Source organism: Mesotoga sp. B105.6.4, from assembly GCF_002896535.1.
Classification (GTDB): Bacteria; Thermotogota; Thermotogae; order Petrotogales; family Kosmotogaceae; genus Mesotoga.
On sequence record NZ_JWIM01000031.1, the window covers coordinates 104,247 to 127,187 of the forward strand.

Below are 22,941 nucleotides of genomic sequence, written 5' to 3' on the forward strand. Positions count from 1 at the left end.
CTTTTAGAATACACTAAACCCTTTGAGATTCTAAGTTCGATTTGAGCCGTTTAACGAGGATTATTGTCGAAGTAAGATGAATAACTTCTACATTGTCTTGTTTACTAACAATTCTTTAGAACAAAGCCTATTACAGCCGTAATGAATTCTCCTGACTTTTCGAGGAAAGCTCCGTGACCCGCATCTTTAATAACCAAAAACTCGGAGCCTTTTACTTTTTCGTGAATCATCTCTATCTCTTCAATTGGAGTAATAATGTCTCTATCAGCACCAAGAAGTAACGTTGGACACTCAATCTTGTGAAGCTCATCCAGCACGTTGAAATCAGGATTTGAAGAGATAAGCCTTATGAAACCTTCAAACCATTCCCGATTGAGAGTTGACTTAAAGGTCTTCTGCCTTTCTTTCAGCCAGTTCAGGTTTCTGTTATAGAACAAGTCGGAGTATATAAACGGAATTGCAAGTTTGAAGAACCTCTCCCCATCGTATAGCATTGCGGCTTCCTTCCACGCTTCGCCCAACTCAGCAAGGTAAGGTGTGATTCTTGCAGGGGTGTTCGCGAGGACCAATGATTTGACCCTTTCTGGATACTTTATTGCAAACATCTCCGCCACCTGTCCACCATAAGAGAGACCTACTATATTTCCTTTAGAGATATTCAGAAAGTCAAGTAGATCGACAAGATCATTCACGTGAACAGAGATATGGTATTGTGACTGCTTCCTTTCGGACCGTCCCTGATCCCTGAAATCCATGAGTATCAGTCTGAAATGCTTGGAGAAATCTGTCAGAAAAGTTGCCCATGAATGCGTGGACATCATTATCCCGTTAAGAATGACAAGCGATGGTCTGTTCTCATCTCCATGTTCTTCGTAATATATCCGGGTACCATCTTTTGTTGTGAGTAACGACATAGCTTCACCTCCGCACTAATTATGGCACCAATACCACCGATTAGTCAAAACACTCTTCCGTGATGATAAACTCTTAATGGTGAGCTATTATCAAGTCCTTTAGGATCGAGAATTCCCACAATGAAAGGATGATAAACATGTCGAAATTCATGCAGGATATGCTAGAGCAACCAGATGCCGTTAGAAGACTCCTTTCCTCTTCTGACATTATCTCGAAGAAGGCGAAGAGTCTTAATTTCGAGAGGGTACTTTTTACAGGGATGGGAGCTTCACTCCATGCGGCGGAGACGGCAGCTTCCTTTCTAAAATCATCAGGGGTAGACGCCGCAAGTCTTGAAATGTCCGAACTTATATCTTACTCATCCAGGGAGCTCCTCAAACTGTATTCCACCATCTTCCTGATCAGTCAGTCTGGTGAAAGCGCTGAGCTGCTGAGGTTCATTGAAGATAACACGGAACTACTTCCAGTGATGGTATTGATCACGAACAATGAACAGAGCAGTGCCGCTAATTTTTTTCCAGGTGAAAGGGTTTTCCTCCTCGAGGCCGGAAATGAAAGATCTATGGGTGCTACCAAGACTTTCGTAAACAGCGTAGTCTTAATGTTGTTGATTGCTGCTTCAAAGACGGGAAGATCGTTGAATTTCTCTGAACTGCCTTCAAGAATAGAAGAGGCGATTTCTCTTGATTTGTCTTGGCTCGCCACTCTTCTTTCTGAGAAGAGGGAGAAGATTCTTGTCGCAAGAGGATACGGCATCGGAGTTGGCAGCATGGCAAGACTTATGTTTGCCGAAGTCGCTAAGATTAGCTTGATTTTCTACGCAGGAGCAGCCTTCAGGCATGGCCCTGTTGATCTGTTGATTGACAGACCGGTTGTACTCACTATGAATCCGGAAGGTGTAACCCAAAACCTGATGCAGGAACTACACAGAGATATTTCAGACAAGTGTGACCTAATAACGCTAACGAATTTAAAGAAAGAGAGTGTAGAGTCCATATATGTTTCCGAAGGTCTAGACGAAGTGCTTGCCTCAATTCCGATGATGAATGTTCTTCAGAAGTCCGTTGAAGAGATAGCGAGAAACCGGGGTTTCGATCCTGGGGCAGGAGTCTACGGAACGAAAGTAACGACGAAGGAATAGAAATATAGAGTACTTGTTGCAGAAGTTTCCACCCGTACGATGTCCTCATCACTACCCATAGGTTAGGGAGTAAGTGAGAAATCATATCATGCTCCTTCGCCCTTGACAACACATGCTGTATTTGGCTCTTGATGATCCTGAGATCCTAAGTCCTCCCTTGAGGGAGGACTACGCATTGGCGGAGGGTGTCTCTGAAGGAACGAGTGCAAGACTAAGAGGGACCAACACCGAGAGCTCGTTTCGAGAAAAACCATATTCGAGATGCCATAAGCAAGGAGAGAAAGCAGATCCTGTATAGTATCACTGCAGAATGACAGAACAAGAGAGGCGAAGAATGGTATAGACCACAGAAACCGGTCAGTCTCTATTTTTGCTTCTTGGCTTTTCGCAGCGCTCAGCGTGCAGCGTTTATTGACAAGCGGGTCTTTGAGCCGCAAGCGGTCTCTCAAGCTCTGCGGGGACTTATAATCAATAGCGCAGAAATGCGACATCAGGTCTATTGATAACGATTACTAGTTCAGGAACTCAGGAATAAGGTGACTGAACTCCAAAGATGATGATGTGGGCAGCGATGAGGTAAGAATCCGGGTATAAGATACCACCTAAATCGGATTCATCGATCAAGACTTCTCTTATACATGAATTCTTCGACTTGGCACAAAAAAGCGAAGCTCCAGTTTTCATAAAAGCTTCGCGGTTCAAGGCTTCTGGAGACTTTCAGAATATACTTATCTTGAAGATACCGCTAGGAAAAGGAGGCGCATATCAACCCCACCAACGGATGAATTTGAAGAATCTCGATTTCTTCTGCACCAGATTTTTCGAAGATCTCTCGCATGAACGAGATGCTCGCCGGATGATCTGTCTCGCTGTCATCAAAATAGACCTCATCCCAATCGTCCCTGTACTTGCCAGGATCATCGAACCACATGATGTCGCCGACAACAATCCGCCCAGGACGTTTAAGCATCGCTGAAAGCTTTGAAATTGCCTCGGCCTTCATAGAATCAGTAAGATGGTGAAGAGAGTATATAGCGACTATCTTGTTCACATTCTTTTGCGAAATATCAGTCTCTTCACACGGGTCCTCAAAAGATCCTCTAAAGAACTCTACATTCTCTGCTCCCGCGCTTGCAACGTTCATTCTTGCGTCTTCGAGCATCCTTTTACTTATGTCTATACCTATTACTTTTTTGCAGTACGGACTGGCTGCCACGGCCCACCTCCCTCGCCCGGTTCCAATATCTAGCAGAACGTCATCCGCGCCAAGCTCAAGAAAATCAAGAGCAAGAGCTCCCACCATTGCGATTATGTCTCCCTTGAATGGGTCGATATCTGCTATAGGCGAAGCTTCGGGAAGGCTGTCAAACTCCTGTTCAAGTTTTCTACGGTCATACTGCTGCTCCAAACAACTCACCTCATGACTGGTATCATATCACCTAGATTATACGCCTTATGAATAAGCAAGGCGAAAAAAGAAGATCGAATCAAACAATCTCGATCTCCCTTCCTTCCCGAAAGCTCCTGTAGGCAGCAGAGACCACTTCAAGAGCTCTCAACCCGTCTTCTCCATTAGTAAAAGGTTCCTTCCCAGAATGAATCACTTCAAGAAACTCTCTCGTCAAAAGCAGATCGAGATCATCTCCGTAGTTTTCCCAGCGATTTCCTTTCTCGCTGGAACTTACTTCAATCTTAGAGTTGAAGATATCCAGAAAGAGAGTACCTCTGGTTCCCACAATGTGTATAGTCACATCACCCCAGTAAGGATGGATTCTCGGTCTCGACCAGCTGCAGTCAAGCGTCATGTACTGGCCCGTTGAAAGTCTGAACATCTCCAGTCCGCAGTCTTCGACACGTGTATCGTGAATCAGGGTGTCATATACGGCGTAGACTTGTTTGAACTCGCAGTCGAGGAGCCATCTTACGGTGTCAACAACGTGAACGGTGTGGTCCATGACAGCGCCGCCACCGCTAAGTTCGGGATCTACGAACCAGCCTCCAGGCATTCTCCCGTGGTTAGTTCCAACAAGGCTGACAATTTCACCCAAAAGACCATTCTTGATCAACTCTTTGGCCTTTCTTACGGAGGCACTATATCTCACCGGAAAAGCCATCTGAAGCCTAACGTTATTTATGTGACAAATGTCTATCATACCCTCGGCATCTTCAACAGATGTGGCAATAGGCTTTTCGCACAATACATGTTTTCCGCATCGTGCAGCGATTTCCACGAACTCTCTGTGAGTTGAGTTCTCGCTTGCAACTATTACTCCGTCGCTTGCAGCTACAAGCTCTTCGGGGTGGTCGTACGACTTAACCTCAAGAGTAGTGCTCGCTCTTGCCATCCTTGATCTGTCGTGGTCATATATCCCAACAATCTCAACATCTCTTTTCCCCTTTAACGCTTTTACGTAGCTGTAGCCATGCATGTGAGCTATTCCAAGAATCGAAATTCTCGTCATCTCACGACACCTCCGAGAGTTCTACCGGTCTCAACAGTCTCGCCGACAGGTTGGCTGCCAGTGCAACTCTCAACGATTCTGTAGCCTCTTCACAGCTCACCGGGACTTCTTTGCCTTCCTCAATCGATAGTATGAACGATTTCAGCTCCTCGGTATATGGATCATTCAAGATCGGATTCTCTTGAGAGTATAGGGGCTTGCCGTCGATTGAGGTTTGAAGGCGAAGCGTAGTTTCTCTCTCGTAGCTGTTCGTGATCATTCCCTTAGTGCCGATGAATTCGTAAGATGTTCCAAATCCAACCGGCATGTCGGCCGGTTCGGCCCAGCTGCCTTCGATGTGGGCCAGTGCGCCGGACTCGAACCTCAGAATCGCCATGCCGTGATCGAAAGAATGCTTTTTCACTGTCGAGCTCAGTTCTACGGACCTCGCTTCGACGGTTCTCACCGGGCCAAGCAGTTTTCTAAGAAAATCAAAATCGTGTATGGAGAGATCGATGAAGACCCCGCCGCTTTTGGTGATATCTGCAAACCAGTTATCTATACCGTGCGAGGGAAAGGATCCTCCTCTGTAAAGTCTAGCCATTACGATTTCGCCAACGTCACCTGAGGAAGCGAGTTCTCTAACCTTAATATACTGCGGAAAGAAGCGTACGACGTGGCCCACCATAAACACTCTGCCGCTTTTTTTGGCCGCCTTGTCCATTGCCACGGCGTCTTCAATCTTCAGTGCTACCGGCTTTTCACAGAAGACATGCTTGCCCGCCTCGAGAGCTCTGACTACAAGATCTCTGTGGGTGAAAGTCGGCGTGCAGATATCAACTATTTCTATTTCGTCATCTGCAAGGATTTCATCAAAACTTGCAGCGATTGCTCGATATTTGTCGGAGATAACCTTCGCTCTGCTTCCAACTGGATCGACTATCGATAAGGGACTCGTTTCATCTATCGTTCTATATGACCGAGCATGAACGTTTCCCATCATTCCGGCTCCAACTATTGCTATCGGGCGCACATCACACCTCCAGTACTATTGGGAAGAAAAACGCTACAGTTTGCTCACCTTCATATCTATTATCGTCATCTTCGAATTCTCCGCTCCCAGAAAATCGTCGTTTGAGACCCCGCGAAAGTCCTTGCCAAACATATCATACATATGAGAACTCAAACTCAGCTCGGGGAGCCTTCCGACAAACCTATCTCCATCAAACAGGAAGGCAAGTTGAACCGGGGTTGCAAAGCGCCCGTCCTGTGTGAAGTCTCCTCCACTGGCAATTAGAATGAAGATAGCCTTCTGACCTTTGAGAAGCTGTTTTGCAGTTTCCTGTGATTCAGCGAATTTAAGCTTCGGTATCCCCAGCTCCGGCAAACCATCGTACTCTCCACCTGCAGAACCAGTATGAGGTAGATTAAAAGTTGTAGCCGTTTTCTTATCCGTATATGGCGACTTTAGCACTCCGCTCTCAATAAGAGCAAATCTATCCAACTGATTTACAGTCCCTTCTAGATCAAAAAACGGTTCGAAGAAACCATCATCGACGTTACGCGTCTGCAAGAGAGTGACGCTATCGGAAAAGATCTTCTCACCGACTTTCCCTGACAAAAGGGATCCGCCAGAACCAAACAGCATCCCATTCAAAGACTCATAGAGTTTCTTGTAATACGTCATGTCGCCCGACATGAAAGCTACCGGATATACTCCTTCTTCTATGTCGTGGAGCTGGTTCTTGTATGCATCACAAATCATATTAGTCAGTCCTACAAACGAATCCTTTCGGAACTCTCTTCCTTCGTATCCTGTCATTGCATCGATAATGTTAGATGACTGTTTGTCCTTTATGACTAGTTCCATGCTGAGAGATTCTCGAGACGATCTCAGATCAAGACCGAGATCATTCTCCAGAAAAGACTCTACCCTAGCCGACTTGAATAAATGACTGAAACTGAATTGTGGCTGATCTCTTCTCAGTCTCTCAAGGATATCTTCTGCTGCTTCCAGAAGCTCCGCCTCGTTCTGAAGATCTGATTCGTGCTGTTCTTCTCTCTTTAGTTCTTTGCAAGGTTCGCAAGCATAAGGAATTCCAAGCTCGAGAGATTCTCTTGCTTTTTTTATGAGCTCTCGCTCATCGCAATTTCCAAAAGCACCGGCAACACCCATTGACTTACCATCGTAAAGACGAATTGAAGTTCGAAGAATGTCTTTCTTTCTTACTGAAGTAACCCGAGTTTGAACTATCTTCACAGCACTCTCTGTATAATGAACGACAAGTCTCTCTTTAGTCATAGTCAGCACCTCCTAGTGAGCATTCAACGAACGTACACGCACGTACGGTCCGCCGAATCCAACGGGAAGAGGGTACTGTTCCATCTTTCCACATCCTCCAAGCGCAAATGACAGAAGCTTGAATTCCTCGGTTAGTCCCTCTATTTCGTTAAGAGTCTGGAAAACACTTCCCGTCACAACAGAAATCTTCACAGGCTCAGCGATCTTTCCATCTCTGATCATATAAGCTCTGCAGGGAGCGAGAGTGAATGTAGACATTCCTGAACCATGGTTTAGTGAATCGACATAGAGTCCTTCTTTGATACCTGAAAGTAATTCATCAAAGGAGAGCCTTCCCGGCAGGATGTAGGTAGTCGTCATCCTAACCACAGGTTCGAACTCAAAGCTCACGGCCCTGGCGTTTCCCGTCAACTCCTCGTCTAGAGCGGCAGCAGTCTCTGCACTATGAAGCCTCCCTGAAAGACAACCGTTTTTTATCAAGTAAGTTTCTTCAGCTTTTGTTCCCTCGTCATCGAAAACAACGTTACCTACTCCAGGTTTATTTCCATCATCTACTATTGAAAGGATTTCGCTGCCGACCTTTCTGCCTATTTTCCACTCTTTCATCATCGTCTCGTCTCCCAGCATGAAGTCTGATTCACTCTTATGACCAAAACTCTCATGCGCAAACACACCTGCCGCCTCTGGAGAAAGAACCACCGGATATCTTCCAGGGATCACAGACTTTGCGTTTCTTATGAAGTATTCAGAAGCTTCAACCGACTTCCTGACGTCCTCGGCAAGTTCTTTGATCGATTCTAACTCGTTACCGGCAAGGTCGAATCTGTCCATAAGCTGCTCTTCTCCATCGGCCATTTGATAGAGCATTCTGAAGCCCACCCTTTGATAATCGAATTTCAAATCTGCTCCCTTGCTTGAGAAGAAGCTCTTGACAACTCTCTGGTCTATGTATTGGCCCCTCCAAAATCTCACGAGACCACTTTCTTCGACTATGGGAAAATAGGTAGAAAGAATATCGTGCTTCTCCTTAAGAGGTATAGTTGAGATATCCGATGATTTCTCGAATCTCAAAAACGAACCCTTGTTTACCTGAAACTTCTGAACTATCTGGTTCGCTTCGATAGAGGGATTCTTTTTAGCAAGATCTGCTAGCCTGTAGATCTCACCTTGAACAGAGTTCAGGTCCGTAGTAGAACTGAAATACCACCTCTCTCCATCGAAAATCCTGATGAAAGCCGCAACGTATTTCTGTTCCTTCATGTTATCCGTTCTTCCTAGAGTAACAACTATATTGCTATTCGAGACTTCCTCTACCCTAACATCAGAGTAAACATATTCGGGAAAATCAAACATATCTCACCTCCAGCGACTATTTCAGTAAGAGTATATAACGATGTCAATAGAAACAAGTCAATTGCTCTCGGCTTAGCGCCAAATAAGCGTCTCTCACAGATTCTCACCGGCTTGACCGGAAAACAAAGCTAGAAAGCTGTCGTCAAGCATTTCATGAGGCGGTTTACTATTACAGTGATAGTTCGCTGATCCCGGTTTCCTTCCCTCTGTAGAAGGCAGCTAATCTTTGCTCAGTCAGAGCTATCAGATACGGTAAGAATTATCAATATGGACCACAACTTTTGCGCAGTCGTGACCGAGAATCGATGATATCCTGTCGCTTCTAACTCCCCTTATCTTATCGACTTCAAGCGAGGTGAAGTTAGAGATTCCCCTCGCAATTTCCGACCCATCAACCGAGAGTATACTAACCACCTCGCCTTCAGAAAAGTCTCCAGATACTTCTTCCACGCCTATGGCCAAGAGACTCTTTCCTCTTGCAATTGCGCCTTCTGCGCCTCGGTTGATCTTAATACTCCCTTTCGGAGTAGAGAGAAATCCAATCCACGTTTTCCGGGCACCTGGCGATTCTATCGAGGGAAATACGGTTCCAATGTCATCACCCTTTGCAAATCTCTCTATGTTATTCAAGTCTCTCCCATTACAGATGCAGCTTCTAATACCGCTTGCAGATGCGGCCCGTCCAGCTCTTATTTTGGTCTTAATGCCTCCTGTACCCCACGAGGAGTTCTCTATGTTCTTTAGTCTCCTAGATGTATCAAACACCGAAATCACTTCACCGTTTTCGTCTACGATTCCCTCTACAGTGGACATCAGTATCAGAAGATCGGCCTGCCATCCTATTGCAAACATCGAGGCGAGAATGTCATTGTCTCCAAACATTATCTCTTCGGTAGATGTTGTGTCGTTCTCATTCACTACAGGGATCAGACCCAATTCTATCAGCCCTATAAGAGTATTCCGCAGGTTAAGAAATCGCTTCCTGTCTCCAAAATCGTCTCTGTTGACCAGGATCTGAGCTATTCTCTCGCCAAAAAGATCAAACACGTTTTCGTATAGTTTCATTAGCTGAACCTGACCCGCAGCACAAAGAGCCTGCTTCATGTACAAATCGCTAGATGTTCTTCTCCCTTCAAGATAACCGAAGCCCGCTGCTTTAGCCCCTGAAGAGACAAGAACAACCTGATTACCTGACGACTTCAGAATAGCTATTTCCCTTGCTAGCTCTGTTATGTACTTCTTGTCGATCTCGCCATCTCTTTTTACCAGGAGGTTTGATCCGACTTTCAACACGATTCTTGACATTACTTTCTCACCTGGTAATCCCCTAGTATCGTATACTTGTAGCTTGTAAGTTCCTTCAGGCCAAACGGACCGCGTGCATGTAGCTTCTGGGTGCTGATACCTATTTCACTCCCGAACCCAAACTCTCCACCGTCCGTAAATCTTGTTGAAGCGTTTACGTAGACAACAGCAGAATCTACGCATCTAAGGAATTGCCTTGAGTTGCAGTAGTCATTTGTTAATATCGATTCCGAATGTCCCGATGAGTACTTCTCAATGTGCTGTATAGCTTCTTCTACGTTCTCTACGACCTTTATTGCAAGTATTAGATCGAGAAACTCATCGAAGTAGTCCTCTTCGGTCGCAGGATTCATTTTCCAGTGTTTTATCGATTCTGCGCAACCTCTGAGCTCTACTCCCTTTGCGGTAAGAACACTGGCGACCCGAGGAATAAACTCGGCCGCAATCATTCTGTGGACAAGTAATGTCTCGACTGCATTGCAGGTGCCTGGCCTCTGAGTCTTCGCATTATCGACAATCGAAACCGATTTTTCCAAATCAGCACTATAATCGACGAAGATGTGACAATTACCAGTACCGGTTTCTATAACCGGGATTCTGGAATTGTCAACAACGAACTTGATGAGAGCAGCGCCACCTCTTGGGATTATCAGAGAAAGGTACTGGTTCATCTCCAACATCTCTTTCACTACTTCGCGTGAAGTATCTTCAACCAACTCAATGGAACCATCCGGAAGCCCGGCCAGAGAAAGTGCTTTCTTCATTATCAGTACGATGGCCTTGTTCGAGTTAATAGCGTCGCTTCCTCCCTTCAAAAGGATAGAATTTCCCGATTTTATGGCAAGGATCGATGCATCAACAGTTACATTGGGCCTTGACTCGAATATCATTCCGATGGCTCCTATCGGCACTCTTTCCTTCGAAATTCGAAGGCCGTCTTTCTGTAGCCGCGTACTCTCTATTTCGCCTACCGGGTCAGGCAGCACTATAACTTCGCGACAAGCCTGAACCATGGCTTGTATTCTACTTTCAGAAAGCGCTAGCCTGTCTATCAGCGATTCCTTCGTTCCTTTCTCTCTGGCGTTGGAGACATCGACAGCATTTGCTCTGAGAATCACATCCTTATGCAATTCAATCTCTTTAGCAATCATGGAAATTGCAGCGTTCTTCTCTTGTGTGGTGATCAGCCTGAGTTTTCTGGAGGCATTCCTAACTCTCTCTCCCTTACTTAGCAGATCCATCTTCGGTCACCTCCAGTTCGGAATTTATCTCCCTTGCTCTTAGGTAAGTGTCAAACAACGCTTTCATTATGGTTCCCCTAAGTCCTTCCCTTTCCAAGGAGTAAATTCCCTCGATGGTTGTTCCTCCTGGGGAAGTTACTAGATGTCTGAATTCGCCCGGGTGATTGCCTTTAACTTTGAGGAGTTCAACAGACCCTCCGAGAGTTCCTAAAATTAGCTCTCTAGCGACATCATAGGAAAGGCCCATCTTCAAACCAACATCGATCAGCGATTCCACTATCACGAAGACGAATGCAGGACCGCTTCCACTCAAAGCCGTTACAGCTGCGAGGTCCTTTTCACGGACCTCAACTATGTCGCCCATCGTAAGAAGAATTCTCTCCACTTCTCTCTTCTCCCTTCCGGTCAAAGAAGTCGAGCAGACGAATCCCGTCATCCCTCGTCCGATAGCGCTCGGAACATTTGGCATGATCCTTGCAATCTTCTCCAGTCCTGTATTCTTCGAAATGACCTTGATTTCTATCCCGGTGATAGTACTGATAACCACCGGACCGTCGTTCTTTCCGTTAATTATCTCCAGGAATAGCTCCCCACAGTCTTGAGGTTTCACCGAAATGATCACGTGGGTGCAATTGGAAAGAACTTCATCTGGACTCTTTGCGATTACCACTTTTTCACTTTCGGCAGAAAGACCGGAGAGTCTGTCGAGATTTCTGTCCAGCAAGTAAAGCTTCTCAAGGTCATGCAGCTCGTGAAGCAGTCTGTTCGCAAAAATACCACCTATGTTGCCAACACCAATAATGCCTATTTTCATTTTCCCCTCCTGAATAGCTGTCTAGCGAGAATTAACTATAGTCGAGAAGTTGGAGAAGATTCTCAGCAACTCTTCTTCAGAACCAAGTTCGATTTCCTCTGGATGGAACTGCACACCAAATCGCGATCCGTCAAGAGAAGCTATCCCTTGTATGAAGGTCGATTCCCCCCATGCAATTTGATAATAGCCACCGGGAATGTATGGAAGGCCATAGTTGTGACGCTGATAGGCATTCACTTCCGATTTCATTCCCCTGAACAGCTCATTCGAAGTGTCCAACCTAACCTTTGATACTCCGAGCTCACGCGAGGCTACCAAGGATTCCTGAAAGAGCCGAGCCAAGATTTGCATTCCCAGACAAATACCCAGAACAGGACCATGAAAATCCTTAACAAATGATGCTCCCCAAGAAAGAGCACCACCATCGAAATACTCGCTCATCGAGAAGCCTCCTGACAGAACCAGACCATCACATCCCGATCCATCTTCAGGAAAGCCCTCAAGAAATATCCTCCAGGTTCTGTATGCTACGCCTGCTGTCTCCAAAGCGCTTTCAACAGGCGATACAGATGTCCCAAAATCGGTGTCGTTCACCAAGATGCAAATCACAGAGTCTCCCCCCTCTGTTTTGCGGCAATTATAGCACTTTATCTTGTGGTAGCTGTCCGCAAAATGAAAAGCAGATCATTTATGATTTGAAACGACTTCAGACCTTCAAACTCAGGGAAGTAAAGAACTGCGGATAAACTACTAACCTCTCTTACCAAGCAAGCTGTTGAAAATGAAGACTTCACCTCCCGATTTCGTTGTGATGGTCTTATAGGCGATTTCGTGATAAGCCCTTATTCTCCTAACCGTTCTGGTGCTTGATCGCATGGCGATAGAATCGGTTATAGCCTGGTTATGGGTGAAGCGAACACCCTTCAGGAATGAACCGTCAGTTATTCCGGTGGCGCTGAAGACAACCTCCTCACCATCAATCAGATCCTTTGTTCGATAGACTCTATCAAGCTCAAACGAAGAATTTTCTACCTTTTCAATCTCTTCTGAATCTCTTGGCCAGCACTTCACCTGGATCTCACCACCCATACACTGAAGTGCCGCTGCAGCCAGAACTGCTTCTGGAGAGCCTCCAACGCCCATGTAGATTTCTGTCCCTCCATCAGGAAGAGCAGTCGCGATTGCCGCAGCAATGTCTCCATCATTGATCAGTCTGATTCTTGCACCGACAGCTCTAACGGCTTCAACGAGAGGGTAGTTTCTCTCTCGATCGAGCATTGTCACCGTCAGTTCCGATACTTTGACACCAAGGATAGCTGCCGCGATACGGAGGTTTTCTCGTGGAGTTGCGTCGATATCCAGGTTTCCTGCAAGCTCCTTTCCAACCGCCAATTTGTCTACATAGTAGGTTGGTAAGGGAGCTACCTTGCCTCCTTCGGTTGCTGCAATCACGCTTAACGCATTAGATCTTCCATTCGCAACCAACCTGGTTCCATCTACCGGGTCAACAGCGATAAGGACTTCCGGATCGTCGTCATTCCACTTTCCAACATGCTCTCCGGCAGCCAGCATTGGTGCATCGTCCTTTTCTCCTTCGCCAATGATTATGGTTCCCTTCATGTCGAGCAAATCTAAAATACCTCTCATTGCATCTACAGCTCTTTGATCTACTGCTTCTTTGTTACCGCGGCCAAGATAAACACTAGAAAAAAGGGCCGCCGCCTCTGTCACCCTCACCATATCTAGGGTTATTTCTGCAATCAAGACTATCACCCCCCATGTGATAATCATAGCACCGGAATAAGGCTTTTTTGCTGAATGATTTCAGCGCCCGTTTTCGAATTCTGTAGTTGTCAGAAACATTGCGAAGCGTTTGTGCTTTTTCGGAACCGATATTTGCTGCAAATCACTGCTCATTCTGTACAGAAGACCGTTGTGAGAAACGATAACAGAGCTTGGACGATTAAAATCTTTCCTGATTCTGCGGCAATCAATATCTGTATCCATTGACCTCTCAATGATCACGACCCACACTTTCTTGATAGGCAACTAATCCCGATTTTCAGTGATATGATCTTTCTAGATGATCGCAGGAGAACGCTTCCGGTTGTGAAGAATACTGGACCGGTCTTTTAAGTGATCAAAAGGAGGGAATTGTATGCGTAAGCTGTTGATAGCAGGCTATCTATTTATTGCACTGGCCGTTGTCTTCTCCTATACGGTCGATCTTCCTGAGCAGATCTTTGTTTCTCAAGGGAAACTGATCTCCGTTCTTGGAGAGAATGTAATTGAGGATTCCGAAATCTGTGCCGTAAATGTACAGATACCTTCAGTCAATGGACTTAGAGACAGACCTTTCGAGCAGTTTCTGAATTCTACTATCGAGGGTGAAATATCCCAGTATAGAAGCGAAATCGAGGAATTGGCCCGGAAAGCTTTTGAAGAGTCTAAGACTTCTGAGTGGCCATTCAGAACTTTCGATGTCTATGTTGTTTACTCCGCTTATCTTAGTGATGGAATTCTAAGCATAGACATGGTCTTCAGTGAGTTCACCGGAGGCGCACATCCAAACGCATCGAGAAGAACGTATAACATCGATCTGGAGAAGTCCCGACTTGTTGCTTTGCACAACATTCTCGGAAGCAAAAAAACTGAAGAGAAATTGAACGGATTGATTAAGGAAGAAATCTCTGCCCGCGATGATCTCTGGCCTGAGTACTTTGAAGGAGTCACGTCGGATCAGGGCTTCTACCTTAAGGGAGGAAGGCTTTGCATTTACTTCCAACCGTACGAAATCGGTCCCTGGGCAGTTGGAATGCCTGAGTTTTGTTTTTCGCTTGAGGAGTTGCTTGGCAACTGATGACTCTTACCTAGCTTGCATTCCAAAGTGATTTCTATGCTTATCTCTGAGTGAACGCTCGTTGACACCAATAATCATTGATGGTAAAGTTTTATTGCTGGCCGAGGTGGTGGAACTGGCAGACGCGGCGGACTCAAAATCCGCTGGGGTTGAGAGCCCCGTGCGGGTTCGATTCCCGCCCTCGGCACCAGAGGAAGGCTTAGCCTTCCTCTTTTCGTTGAAAAGGTTTTCATTTGTGCTTTAATGAAGTGTGGAGGTGTGTGTTTGCAGTTCCTTGATTTTGATCTCCAGGAAAAAGACCTCTTTTCTGCAGCCGATGAGCTCATACAGCGAACGCAATTGGGAGTGAGATCACATGTGCTTACGCTCAACGCCTTGATTGCTTATGAATACATCAACAACGAAGAATACAAGAAGGCTCTGAGTACAGTCAATTATGTAGTTCCCGATGGCAGCGGTGTGCTGAAAGCGATCAAGCTGATTTCAAAACAAAGAATTGAAAGAGTACCCGGAATAGACCTAATGCTGAAAATCTGCGAACTTTCATCCGAGGCGGGTCAAAAGATATTCCTTCTGGGGTCGAAAGAGAGTATCGTAACAAAGACTACCGAAAAACTAAAACAAAGATTTCCACTAATAGACATCGTTGGGTATCACAGCGGCTTTTTCACACGAGAGGAAAGTGATACAATCGTTTCGAAAATAAACAATTCATCAGCGGATATTGTTTTTGTCGGTATGGGTGTTCCAAGACAAGATATCTGGATTGCGAAGAACCTTGACAGACTTAATGCCATGCTTTTGATGGGAGTCGGTGGATCGTTTGATGTTATCTCAGGCGATCTGAAGAGAGCTCCTTTGTTCATGCAGAAAGCCGGCCTTGAGTGGCTGTACAGGATATTTCAAGAACCAGGAAAACGACTCAAGATTATCCCGAAATTATTCAGCTTTGAGTGTTACGTTATCAGATCCTATTTCAAATCAAGAAGAGGTGGTTCCAGATGATCGTAACTAATGTTTTGGCATTCACAAATGATCTAAAGAACCCTCTTGTGGATGATGCTTTGGTTAGATTTGAGAATGGGAAGATCACTTTTGTCGGACCGAGGAGAGAGTACAGCATCCAAGAAGACGAAGAGATAATCGACGGCGAAAAGGGAATTCTCTTGCCTTCGTTTTTTAATGCACATTACAGCGTCTATTCCAGCATCTCCCCATATCCATTGAAACTTCTTAAAGATAATCAGACTAACAAAAGCTTTTTCAGCAATCTGCTGGAATCCGTCAGAAGCGAGATTAACCCTTCTTTAGTAAGGCTTTCTGCGGAAGTTGCCGTATTGAAAGCAATCAGGAGTGGTTCTGTCGCAATCAGCAGCCCAATAGTCGATCATCCTGAAATCGATCCAACATTCTACAAGGAAGTCGCAGCCAAGTACGGAGTTTACCTTGCTGTCGGACCTGTATTGACCGAGGAGACAATTGACAACGTCGCGGGGCGCTGGGAAAGCGTTACTCGCGATTCCACGTTCTGCCCAATAGTCTACGTAAGTGAGCTTGCCACCTATAGCGAAGATAGCCTGAGAAAATTGAGGGAGCTGTACGAAAAAGGGATGAATCTGAACCTCTTCATTTTCGACATGAAGAGAGAGAATGAGACTTGTCTTCTCAGGTGGGGAGAGAGTCTTATAGAGAGACTCCTGAAAAACGGTATCCTTGGACCCGAATGTGGTGTCATCTACGGAGGTAATCTAAGCGAAACTGACATGGATATTATCTCTTCCCGGAGAATCTTCGTGACGAAATCACTTAGATCAGAAATGTACGCAGGTAGCTTTCAGTCAAACATATCCGACCTACTCGGTCGGGGGATGCAAGTTTGTTTGGGCACAGGATTCATTGGTTCGGATATGTTTGGAGAGGCAAAGGAAGTTATTCTTACTGAAAGGTACCACAGGGGTTTCGACAATTATGTCATCGATTATGAGATAAGAAAGACTCTCTTCGATAACAACCACAGGTTGTTCCAGAGGTTGTTCGGAAAAAGTACGGGAGTGCTTAAAGAAGGCTATTCGGCCGACCTGGCGTTGTCGAGGTCCTGCCTTGACCTGGAAAAGTTCGATCCTCATTTGCCTATAACACTTCAATTGGTCCTGAAATCGTCCTTTGACACGAGTTTTGATAAGGTTTGGAATTCAGGGGAATTGATTCTTGACAAAGGTTTCCCTCAGAGGATTTCGAAGAAAGAGCTTAAAGATCTCTCTAAGGAGCTCAGAAACCTGGAATTGTGATCTCGCCGGACTTCTTGTAAACTTCAATTGCGTGCCTTATTGCAGAGGCACGCTTTTCGCCAATTCCGTCGACATCCATCAGTTCGTCTTCCGTTCCCTCAAGAAGATTAGATAGCGTCCCAAATTCCTTGCCCAGGTTTATTGCGACCTGAAGAGGAATTCTAGGTATATGCCGAGCAAAACGTATTCCTCTTGATCTAATGAAATACTCAACAGCCTGAGAGGCAGTGTTAATTTCGTATCCAAGATGTCTCAATATTACCCCGAAACTGCTTATCTCTTTTTCGCTTAGATTCCTCAATTTTCCAATTGCCTCTTCAAGATTATCCTGATCAAGCAACTGTTCACTGAAATCCAGGACGAGACTTTCGATTTCTTCATTAACATTCACCAAAATCTCTGCTAGTTGCAATGCAGGAAATCTTCCGTGGTTACCTAATTCGGCTATTGTAAACTCTGCTTCCTCGCAAATTTGAAGGACCATCAGTCCCTTTTGTATTGTCTTAACAACATCAAAGAGCGTGAGTGAACCTGCTCGCTCCATGAATTCTATTCCCTGCAGCGCCTCAATGAAGGCCTCTTTGTACTTCTCTGCCGTTCTTATTGTCTGAGTTATTTTGGAGGTAAGCGTCTCAACACTGTTCAAGGTATAAGTGTAATCGCCCAAAAAGATAGTCATCGTATTTCTTCTCTTTGAAACTGCAACAAGCATCTTGCCAGTCTCTTTAGCCATTCTTTCGGCAGCCCTGTGCCTCATGCCTGTCTGATTGGTCGGGATCGTGTGATCGGGAATCAGCTGAACGTTAGCTCCAACTATCGTTGTGAGATCATCATCCACCACGATCGCACCATCCATTTTGGCTAACTCATACAACTTGTTAGGATTGAACTGGCAGTTCAGAAGAAACCCTATCTGCATAAGCTGACCATACTTCTTGTAGTCATCGACAAAGAAAATCAGACCTCCCACGCTGGCATCCTGTATATCATCGAGAGCATGTCTTAACGGAGTCCCCGGCGCAATCTTCTTGATTTTCTCTATTAGTTCACTCCTTTCCACTCTTCATACCTCCGATGATTTTCAAGAGTTGCTTCACATCTTTTATACCATTTCTTCCCTCTGGCGAGACTATCCTTGAGAAAGATGATTTTCTAGCTCTCTCCAGCCTCTTCTCTGTTGAAGATACTGAGCGAATGGTCCCGTCGAGGCCGATCTCACCAAAAAAGCCTACACCTTCAGACAATGATGTATCGGAGTACGAAGATATCAAAGCTGCTGCAATTGCTAAGTCAACACCGGTATCCTCTATCTGAAGCCCTCCTGCAACGTTAAGGTATAGATCAAGACTGTCCAGTGGAATACCCGCCCTCTTATTCAGCACGGCGCTTACGAGAAGCAGTCTTTCTAGTGGCACTCCGGTTGATAGCCTCCTGGGGGTTCCATATACTGGTTTCGAAACGAGCGCCTGAACTTCTACCAGAAAGGATCTTGAGCCTTCGTAGACAACCGATACTACGTTGCCGGGAGCACTTGTGTAATCCTCAACAAAGAGGCTACTTATGTCAGGAACCTCTTTCAGCCCTTCCGCAGTCATTTCGAAGACGGCGATTTCATCGGATGGACCAAATCGATTCTTCACGGTTCTAAGGAACCTGTATCCCGTCTTGCTTGATTCGAAATAAAGGACTGTGTCGACAAGATGCTCCACAAGCTTTGGACCAGCGATTTGCCCACCTTTAGTTATGTGAGATACTATCATAACAGGTATTTCAGAGGTCTTCGCCAGTGAAACGAGCATGTTTGCACACTCCTTGACTTGCACCACAGAACCGGGTAATGAAGGAGCGCTGGACACCCTTATGGTCTGCAATGAATCTACCACCAGCATACCGTACTTTCCAATCTCAAGCGATCTGAGAGCGTCTATTTCGTTAGTGGATACAACTTCTATTCGTTCCTTGTTTAGTAGCCAAAGTCTGTCGCCCCTCAACTTCAGTTGATGGACAGATTCCTCCCCAGATAAATAAAGAACGGGTCTCTCATCTGCCACCAAGTCTGATAGTTGCAGCATCAGAGTAGACTTCCCAATTCCAGGTTCTCCACTGACAAGAATTGCGCTACCGGGTACTATACCGCCGCCAAGAGATCTGTTCAACTCTTCGATGTGAGTGTCTATTCTCAAGGATTCTCTAGTGTCGATTTCAGAGAGAGGTCTAGCCTCTAGGTCTGCAATCGAGGAAGCTTCTTCGCGGCTTCCTTCTGCAGTAAAAGACACCGCGGTATTCCACTCGCCGCAGGAAGGGCAACGGCCGAACCAGGCAGGGGAATCATAACCACAGACTTCGCAAACGTAACTTCTTCTCTTCTTCATCATTTACAACCGCTTTGCTGCGGCTATTGCACCCCCTATCCTTAGATTCCAGAAAGGGGGGCGAGAAACTGCCCCCCTTTCTATCTTATCTGGAATGAGCTCTAGGTAACTGCTTTCACTTCAGTTTTCTCATCCTTCTTCTTCTTGAAGACGAGAACTCTGTTGTCAACTTCAGCCGTTATTAGATCCCCTTCTTGGAATCTTCCTCTGAGAAGTTCTTCGGAAAGAGGATCTTCAACGTACTTCTGGATAGCTCTCTTCAGTGGTCGAGCACCATATACAGGGTTGAACCCTTCATCGACCAGAAAGTCCTGAGCTGCTTCCGAAAGAAGCAATGTCAAGCGTTTCTCCTTAAGTCTCTTTCTCATATCGTTCATTAGTATATCGATTATCGACTTTATCTGAACTTTGGTTAGTTGATGGAATACTACTACCTCATCGAGTCTGTTAAGGAACTCAGGTCTAAAAGTTCGTTTTACCTCTTCGAGGACAGAAGTTTTCATGGCCTCATATTCTTTTTCCTCCTGAATAGACTCGACAAAACCTATCGAAGATTTCGTTTTGTTTATGAATTCCCCGCCTAAATTGCTCGTCATTATAACTATGGTATTCCGGAAGTCGACCTGTCTACCCTGCGAATCGGTAAGTCTACCATCGTCCATTATCTGTAGAAGAATGTTGAAAATATCGGTATGTGCCTTCTCAATCTCATCAAAAAGTATCACCGAAAAAGGCCTCTTTCTTATTCGTTCTGTCAGGGTTCCGCCTTCGTCATAACCAACATAACCTGGAGGTGCTCCAATAAGCCTGGAAACGGAGAACCTTTCCATATACTCCGACATGTCGAACCTGACAAGGGCCTTGTCATCCCCAAACAAGTACTCGGCTAAGGCCTTCGCTAGTTCAGTCTTTCCGACTCCTGTAGGACCTAAGAATAGGAAGGCTCCAATCGGTCTTCTAGGATCTTTAAGACCGCTCCTAGCACGCCTAATTGACTTTGCAACGGCGGTAATTGCTTCGTCCTGGGATACTATCCTCTCGTGTAACGCGGATTCAAGAGTCAGCAACTTCTCGCTATCGGTCTCCTCAAGTTTTCTGAGCGGAATCCCAGTCCAATTGGATACGATCTCGGCGACTTCATCATCATCGAGAGTTACAATCTCGGAATCGACCCTGCTTCTCCATTCGTTATAACCGTCTCTATATTTCTGCTGTATCAGACGTTCTTTCTCTTTAAGCTGAGCCGCCTTCTCATATTCTTGATCTGCTGCAGCTGTCTCTCTCTTTATCTTAAGAACCTCGATCTCTCCCTGCATGTTCTTCAACTCATTCGGTACTGTGAGTTTCTTCAGTCTAGCCCTGGAACCTGCCTCGTCAATGATGTCTATTGCCTTGTCAGGAAGGAATCTGTCAGACACGTACCTATGTGACAAACTTACCGCCGCCTCCAGGCCCTTATCTGTATAACGAACTTTGTGGTGAAGTTCATACTTGTGTCTTATACCTTTCAAAATCTCTACAGACTGTTCGGGAGACGGCTCGGTCACATAGATTTTCTGAAATCTCCGCTCCAGAGCTGCATCCTTTTCTATGTACTTCCTGTATTCATCAGGAGTTGTCGAGCCTATACATCTAATCTCCCCACTGGCCAAAGCTGGCTTTAGGATATTTGCAGCATCTACGGCACCTTCAGCCGAACCAGCGCCAACTATCGTATGGACTTCATCTATGAACAGAATGATGTTTCCGTTGGATTTCACAACATGGATGAGTTTCTTCAGTCTCTTCTCAAATTCACCTCTGTACTTTGTCCCGGCTATGAGTGAAGCTACATCCAGTGCAAAAATGACTTTATTCTTGAGTGTCTCGGGAACCTCTTCATCAACGATCATTTGTGCAAGTCCTTCAACAATCGCAGTCTTTCCGACGCCAGGTTCTCCAATCAAGACAGGATTGTTCTTCTTCCGTCTGGAAAGAACCTCCATTAGCCTCTGCCTTTCAATCTCTCTACCAACAATCGGATCTAGTTTTCCCGCTTTGGCCATAGCAGTAAGATCGGTGCCAAAGCCCTCAAGCTGCTTAATCGCTGAACTCATTGTCGGACTTTGTTGAACGAAAACATTATCAGGCTGCTCACTTCCTCCTTCTTCCCAGTCGCCCGTGATGTTTTCAATGATCTCTCTCCTAAGCTGCGACAAGTTCACTCCCATCTGCTTCAAAATGTGGGCCGCGATTCCTTCTCCTTCGCGAACGATTCCGAGCATAATGTGTTCCACATCAATCTTGTCTTGCCCGAGCATCTTCGACTCGTCATTTGCTAGCTCGATAACTCTCCTTGCTCTCGGGGTCATCTGTGGAGCCCCAACTACAGACTGATGTACATTCGTTCCAACCATCGAAGTAACTTCTCTGGAGATTCTCTCGTATGTAATCGAGTAGTTTCTCAGAATCCTAGTTGTTTGCTCATTATCAACCTTGATGATCGCTAGGAGGAGGTGTTCAGTTCCAACGTAAGGGTGGCCGAGACTTCTAGCCTCGTCCTGGGCTGTCACAAATACTTGAGCAGCGCCTTCAGAAAACTTGTCGAAGTACATTATCGTCACCTCCCATTTGGCTTCCTCTTTCCTAAGAAAACTGATAAAGCCTTTCTGATGTCTTGTTGCACTCTCTCTTCACTGTTTGTTCCGTCTATAACAACAAATCTCTCTCTATTCTCAGCCATCAATTCTTCGTATCCTTTTCTTACTCTTTCGAAAAACTCTAAACTCTCCACTTCTATTTTATCATTTTTCCTTTCTTTTCTCATCCGCGAGATAGCAACATCAGCCGGTACATCAATATACAAGGTAATGTCAGGTAATGTGTCTGCCACAGCAAAAGAATTCATCAACTGTACAATCTCACGCCCAAGACATCTTCCGACTCCTTGATAAGCAACTGATGAGTCCATGAACCTGTCGGCGATGACTATGCGACCGCTCTCAAGAGCTGGCTTTATGACCTCTCTGACAATCTGAGCGCGGGCAGCCATGAATAGGAGCAATTCCGATTCGGCGCATAAAGGATAATCCTTGTGGAGAAGTATCTCCCTGATCTCCTCGCCAGCTCTAGTTCCTCCAGGCTCTCTGACAATTGCAAACTCCACATCTAATAGACTCAAATACTCTTCGAGGAGTTTGATTTGAGTAGTCTTTCCACATCCGTCTATTCCTTCTATACTAACGAACATAGCTTTCACCTCATCTCTATTGGAGGTTCTACAACGACTTCAGACGATGAACCCTTTCTTCCGCTCAAAAGAACTAGCTGAGCTTGTTTGTCGAGAGATCCATGTGCAAAACGTACTCTGTGAATCCCAAGACCTTGATCCTCCAGAAGACGAAACCACTTCGTCATATCTCTAGGATGCAGCAGAAAAAAGAACGCGCCTCTGTTCTTCAAGAGTCTACCTGTGGCAAAGGCGAATATTCTCGCGGATTCACGATCGGTCCTTCTTGCAATGTTTCTTCTTTCATCGGGGCTTTCCACTCCTGAGTGAACGAAATGCGGCGGATTAGCGATCACTACATCGTAGACCTCTTCACTTTTGTCTCTCAAGTATTCTTCTATATTGCAATTGATGAAAGTTGTGAGTTCTTGCACGCAGTTCGAATATGAGTTCTTGACCGAAATATCGCGGAGATTTCTATCGATCTCCAGCCCGGTAGCCTTCAGGCCGAAGGTCTTCGCAAGAAAGATCGATATTGCTCCACTCCCAGAACCCAGTTCAAGAACAGTCCTAGAACCCTTTGGAGGATCAATAAACCAGGATAATAATACCGTGCCGTGGTTTACACGAGCATGTGGAGAAGTGAAATCCAGTTTCAACCGCTCAAGAACATGCGGATCGAATTCTCTAAAACTCATTCC

The 22,941-nt window shown here is 45.5% G+C and carries 20 protein-coding genes and 1 tRNA gene; 5 read left to right on the forward strand and 16 right to left on the reverse strand.

Features of this window, described 5'->3' with window-relative positions:
• Positions 1 to 104: 104 nt before the first annotated feature.
• Positions 105 to 914, reverse strand: a complete 810-nt coding sequence (locus RJ60_RS07420; RefSeq protein WP_103134390.1) for an alpha/beta fold hydrolase — start codon at positions 912 to 914, stop codon at positions 105 to 107.
• A 137-nt stretch (positions 915 to 1,051) separates the two neighbouring features.
• On the opposite strand from RJ60_RS07420, the gene RJ60_RS07425 reads away from it, so the two are divergent.
• Positions 1,052 to 2,056: an SIS domain-containing protein gene (locus tag RJ60_RS07425; RefSeq protein ID WP_103134391.1), complete on the forward strand. Its 1,005-nt coding sequence runs from the start codon at positions 1,052 to 1,054 to the stop codon at positions 2,054 to 2,056.
• A 745-nt stretch (positions 2,057 to 2,801) separates the two neighbouring features.
• Here the strand turns inward: RJ60_RS07425 and RJ60_RS07430 are convergent.
• The 10 genes from RJ60_RS07430 to glpX all read right to left on the reverse strand — a co-directional run bounded on the left by RJ60_RS07430 (position 2,802) and on the right by glpX (position 13,276).
• On the reverse strand, positions 2,802 to 3,464 hold the full coding sequence (locus RJ60_RS07430) for a class I SAM-dependent methyltransferase (protein WP_099828667.1): 663 nt from the start codon (positions 3,462 to 3,464) through the stop codon (positions 2,802 to 2,804).
• Positions 3,465 to 3,543: 79 nt separating this feature from the next.
• Positions 3,544 to 4,518 (reverse strand): Gfo/Idh/MocA family protein, encoded by a 975-nt coding sequence (locus RJ60_RS07435; RefSeq protein WP_103134392.1) that lies wholly within the window; start codon positions 4,516 to 4,518, stop codon positions 3,544 to 3,546.
• A 1-nt stretch (position 4,519) separates the two neighbouring features.
• A complete protein-coding gene (locus tag RJ60_RS07440) occupies positions 4,520 to 5,530 on the reverse strand; it encodes a Gfo/Idh/MocA family protein (RefSeq protein WP_103134393.1) in 1,011 nt (336 codons plus the stop codon).
• Positions 5,531 to 5,563: 33 nt separating this feature from the next.
• Positions 5,564 to 6,799 carry a metallopeptidase TldD-related protein gene (locus RJ60_RS07445; RefSeq protein WP_103134394.1) on the reverse strand — a complete coding sequence of 412 codons (1,236 nt, stop codon included), beginning with the start codon at positions 6,797 to 6,799 and terminating at the stop codon, positions 5,564 to 5,566.
• A gap of 12 nt (positions 6,800 to 6,811) precedes the next feature.
• Positions 6,812 to 8,152, reverse strand: coding sequence for a TldD/PmbA family protein (locus tag RJ60_RS07450; protein WP_099828670.1), 1,341 nt, complete (start codon positions 8,150 to 8,152; stop codon positions 6,812 to 6,814).
• A gap of 243 nt (positions 8,153 to 8,395) precedes the next feature.
• Complete coding sequence (gene proB, locus RJ60_RS07455; RefSeq protein ID WP_099828671.1) at positions 8,396 to 9,457, reverse strand: glutamate 5-kinase; 1,062 nt, start codon at positions 9,455 to 9,457, stop codon at positions 8,396 to 8,398.
• Complete coding sequence (locus RJ60_RS07460) at positions 9,457 to 10,698, reverse strand: glutamate-5-semialdehyde dehydrogenase (protein WP_099828672.1); 1,242 nt, start codon at positions 10,696 to 10,698, stop codon at positions 9,457 to 9,459. Before RJ60_RS07460 ends, proB begins: the two co-directional genes overlap by 1 nt.
• Positions 10,682 to 11,512: a pyrroline-5-carboxylate reductase gene (gene proC, locus RJ60_RS07465; RefSeq protein WP_099828673.1), complete on the reverse strand. Its 831-nt coding sequence runs from the start codon at positions 11,510 to 11,512 to the stop codon at positions 10,682 to 10,684. The genes RJ60_RS07460 and proC overlap by 17 nt, the downstream gene beginning before the upstream one ends.
• 21 nt (positions 11,513 to 11,533) lie before the next feature.
• On the reverse strand, positions 11,534 to 12,121 hold the full coding sequence (locus RJ60_RS07470; protein WP_103134395.1) for a type 1 glutamine amidotransferase: 588 nt from the start codon (positions 12,119 to 12,121) through the stop codon (positions 11,534 to 11,536).
• 141 nt (positions 12,122 to 12,262) lie between these two features.
• On the reverse strand, positions 12,263 to 13,276 hold the full coding sequence (glpX, locus tag RJ60_RS07475; protein ID WP_099828675.1) for a class II fructose-bisphosphatase: 1,014 nt from the start codon (positions 13,274 to 13,276) through the stop codon (positions 12,263 to 12,265).
• A 394-nt stretch (positions 13,277 to 13,670) separates the two neighbouring features.
• Between glpX and RJ60_RS07485 the strand changes: the two genes are divergently transcribed.
• The 4 genes from RJ60_RS07485 (at position 13,671) to RJ60_RS07500 (ending at position 16,660) form a co-directional block, all read left to right on the forward strand.
• Positions 13,671 to 14,372 (forward strand): DUF3298 and DUF4163 domain-containing protein, encoded by a 702-nt coding sequence (locus tag RJ60_RS07485; protein WP_099828676.1) that lies wholly within the window; start codon positions 13,671 to 13,673, stop codon positions 14,370 to 14,372.
• Between the two features lie 100 nt (positions 14,373 to 14,472).
• Positions 14,473 to 14,562, forward strand: a tRNA-Leu gene (locus RJ60_RS07490).
• Between the two features lie 68 nt (positions 14,563 to 14,630).
• On the forward strand, positions 14,631 to 15,377 hold the full coding sequence (locus RJ60_RS07495) for a WecB/TagA/CpsF family glycosyltransferase (RefSeq protein ID WP_243392199.1): 747 nt from the start codon (positions 14,631 to 14,633) through the stop codon (positions 15,375 to 15,377).
• On the forward strand, positions 15,374 to 16,660 hold the full coding sequence (locus RJ60_RS07500; protein WP_099828678.1) for an amidohydrolase: 1,287 nt from the start codon (positions 15,374 to 15,376) through the stop codon (positions 16,658 to 16,660). The genes RJ60_RS07495 and RJ60_RS07500 overlap by 4 nt, the downstream gene beginning before the upstream one ends.
• On the opposite strand, the gene disA is transcribed toward RJ60_RS07500, so the two are convergent.
• The 5 genes from disA to RJ60_RS07525 form a co-directional block, all read right to left on the reverse strand.
• Positions 16,641 to 17,720: a DNA integrity scanning diadenylate cyclase DisA gene (gene disA / locus RJ60_RS07505; RefSeq protein ID WP_099828679.1), complete on the reverse strand. Its 1,080-nt coding sequence runs from the start codon at positions 17,718 to 17,720 to the stop codon at positions 16,641 to 16,643. The two genes, RJ60_RS07500 and disA, sit on opposite strands and share 20 nt — an antisense overlap.
• The gene (gene radA, locus RJ60_RS07510; RefSeq protein WP_258006221.1) at positions 17,707 to 19,035 is read right to left on the reverse strand and encodes a DNA repair protein RadA; all 1,329 of its coding nucleotides are present in this window, start codon (positions 19,033 to 19,035) and stop codon (positions 17,707 to 17,709) included. Before radA ends, disA begins: the two co-directional genes overlap by 14 nt.
• 98 nt (positions 19,036 to 19,133) lie before the next feature.
• Positions 19,134 to 21,626 (reverse strand): ATP-dependent Clp protease ATP-binding subunit, encoded by a 2,493-nt coding sequence (locus RJ60_RS07515; RefSeq protein ID WP_099828680.1) that lies wholly within the window; start codon positions 21,624 to 21,626, stop codon positions 19,134 to 19,136.
• 5 nt (positions 21,627 to 21,631) lie between these two features.
• Positions 21,632 to 22,261, reverse strand: a complete 630-nt coding sequence (tmk, locus tag RJ60_RS07520; protein ID WP_099828681.1) for a dTMP kinase — start codon at positions 22,259 to 22,261, stop codon at positions 21,632 to 21,634.
• 5 nt (positions 22,262 to 22,266) lie between these two features.
• Positions 22,267 to 22,938 carry a tRNA1(Val) (adenine(37)-N6)-methyltransferase gene (locus tag RJ60_RS07525; RefSeq protein ID WP_243392200.1) on the reverse strand — a complete coding sequence of 224 codons (672 nt, stop codon included), beginning with the start codon at positions 22,936 to 22,938 and terminating at the stop codon, positions 22,267 to 22,269.
• Between the last annotated feature and the right edge of the window lie 3 nt (positions 22,939 to 22,941).

What these genes read in the sequence shown, in the direction of transcription:
- RJ60_RS07420 (WP_103134390.1), bottom strand. Translation starts at nt 914, where the DNA reads ATGTCGTTACTCACAACAAAAGATGGTACCCGGATATATTACGAAGAA.
- RJ60_RS07425 (WP_103134391.1), top strand. Translation starts at nt 1,052, where the DNA reads ATGTCGAAATTCATGCAGGATATGCTAGAGCAACCAGATGCCGTTAGA.
- RJ60_RS07435 (WP_103134392.1), bottom strand. Translation starts at nt 4,518, where the DNA reads ATGACGAGAATTTCGATTCTTGGAATAGCTCACATGCATGGCTACAGC.
- RJ60_RS07445 (WP_103134394.1), bottom strand. Translation starts at nt 6,799, where the DNA reads ATGACTAAAGAGAGACTTGTCGTTCATTATACAGAGAGTGCTGTGAAG.
- RJ60_RS07450 (WP_099828670.1), bottom strand. Translation starts at nt 8,152, where the DNA reads ATGTTTGATTTTCCCGAATATGTTTACTCTGATGTTAGGGTAGAGGAA.
- proB (WP_099828671.1), bottom strand. Translation starts at nt 9,457, where the DNA reads ATGTCAAGAATCGTGTTGAAAGTCGGATCAAACCTCCTGGTAAAAAGA.
- RJ60_RS07460 (WP_099828672.1), bottom strand. Translation starts at nt 10,698, where the DNA reads ATGGATCTGCTAAGTAAGGGAGAGAGAGTTAGGAATGCCTCCAGAAAA.
- proC (WP_099828673.1), bottom strand. Translation starts at nt 11,512, where the DNA reads ATGAAAATAGGCATTATTGGTGTTGGCAACATAGGTGGTATTTTTGCG.
- RJ60_RS07485 (WP_099828676.1), top strand. Translation starts at nt 13,671, where the DNA reads ATGCGTAAGCTGTTGATAGCAGGCTATCTATTTATTGCACTGGCCGTT.
- RJ60_RS07500 (WP_099828678.1), top strand. Translation starts at nt 15,374, where the DNA reads ATGATCGTAACTAATGTTTTGGCATTCACAAATGATCTAAAGAACCCT.
- radA (WP_258006221.1), bottom strand. Translation starts at nt 19,035, where the DNA reads ATGATGAAGAAGAGAAGAAGTTACGTTTGCGAAGTCTGTGGTTATGAT.
- RJ60_RS07515 (WP_099828680.1), bottom strand. Translation starts at nt 21,626, where the DNA reads ATGTACTTCGACAAGTTTTCTGAAGGCGCTGCTCAAGTATTTGTGACA.
- tmk (WP_099828681.1), bottom strand. Translation starts at nt 22,261, where the DNA reads ATGTTCGTTAGTATAGAAGGAATAGACGGATGTGGAAAGACTACTCAA.
- RJ60_RS07525 (WP_243392200.1), bottom strand. Translation starts at nt 22,938, where the DNA reads ATGAGTTTTAGAGAATTCGATCCGCATGTTCTTGAGCGGTTGAAACTG.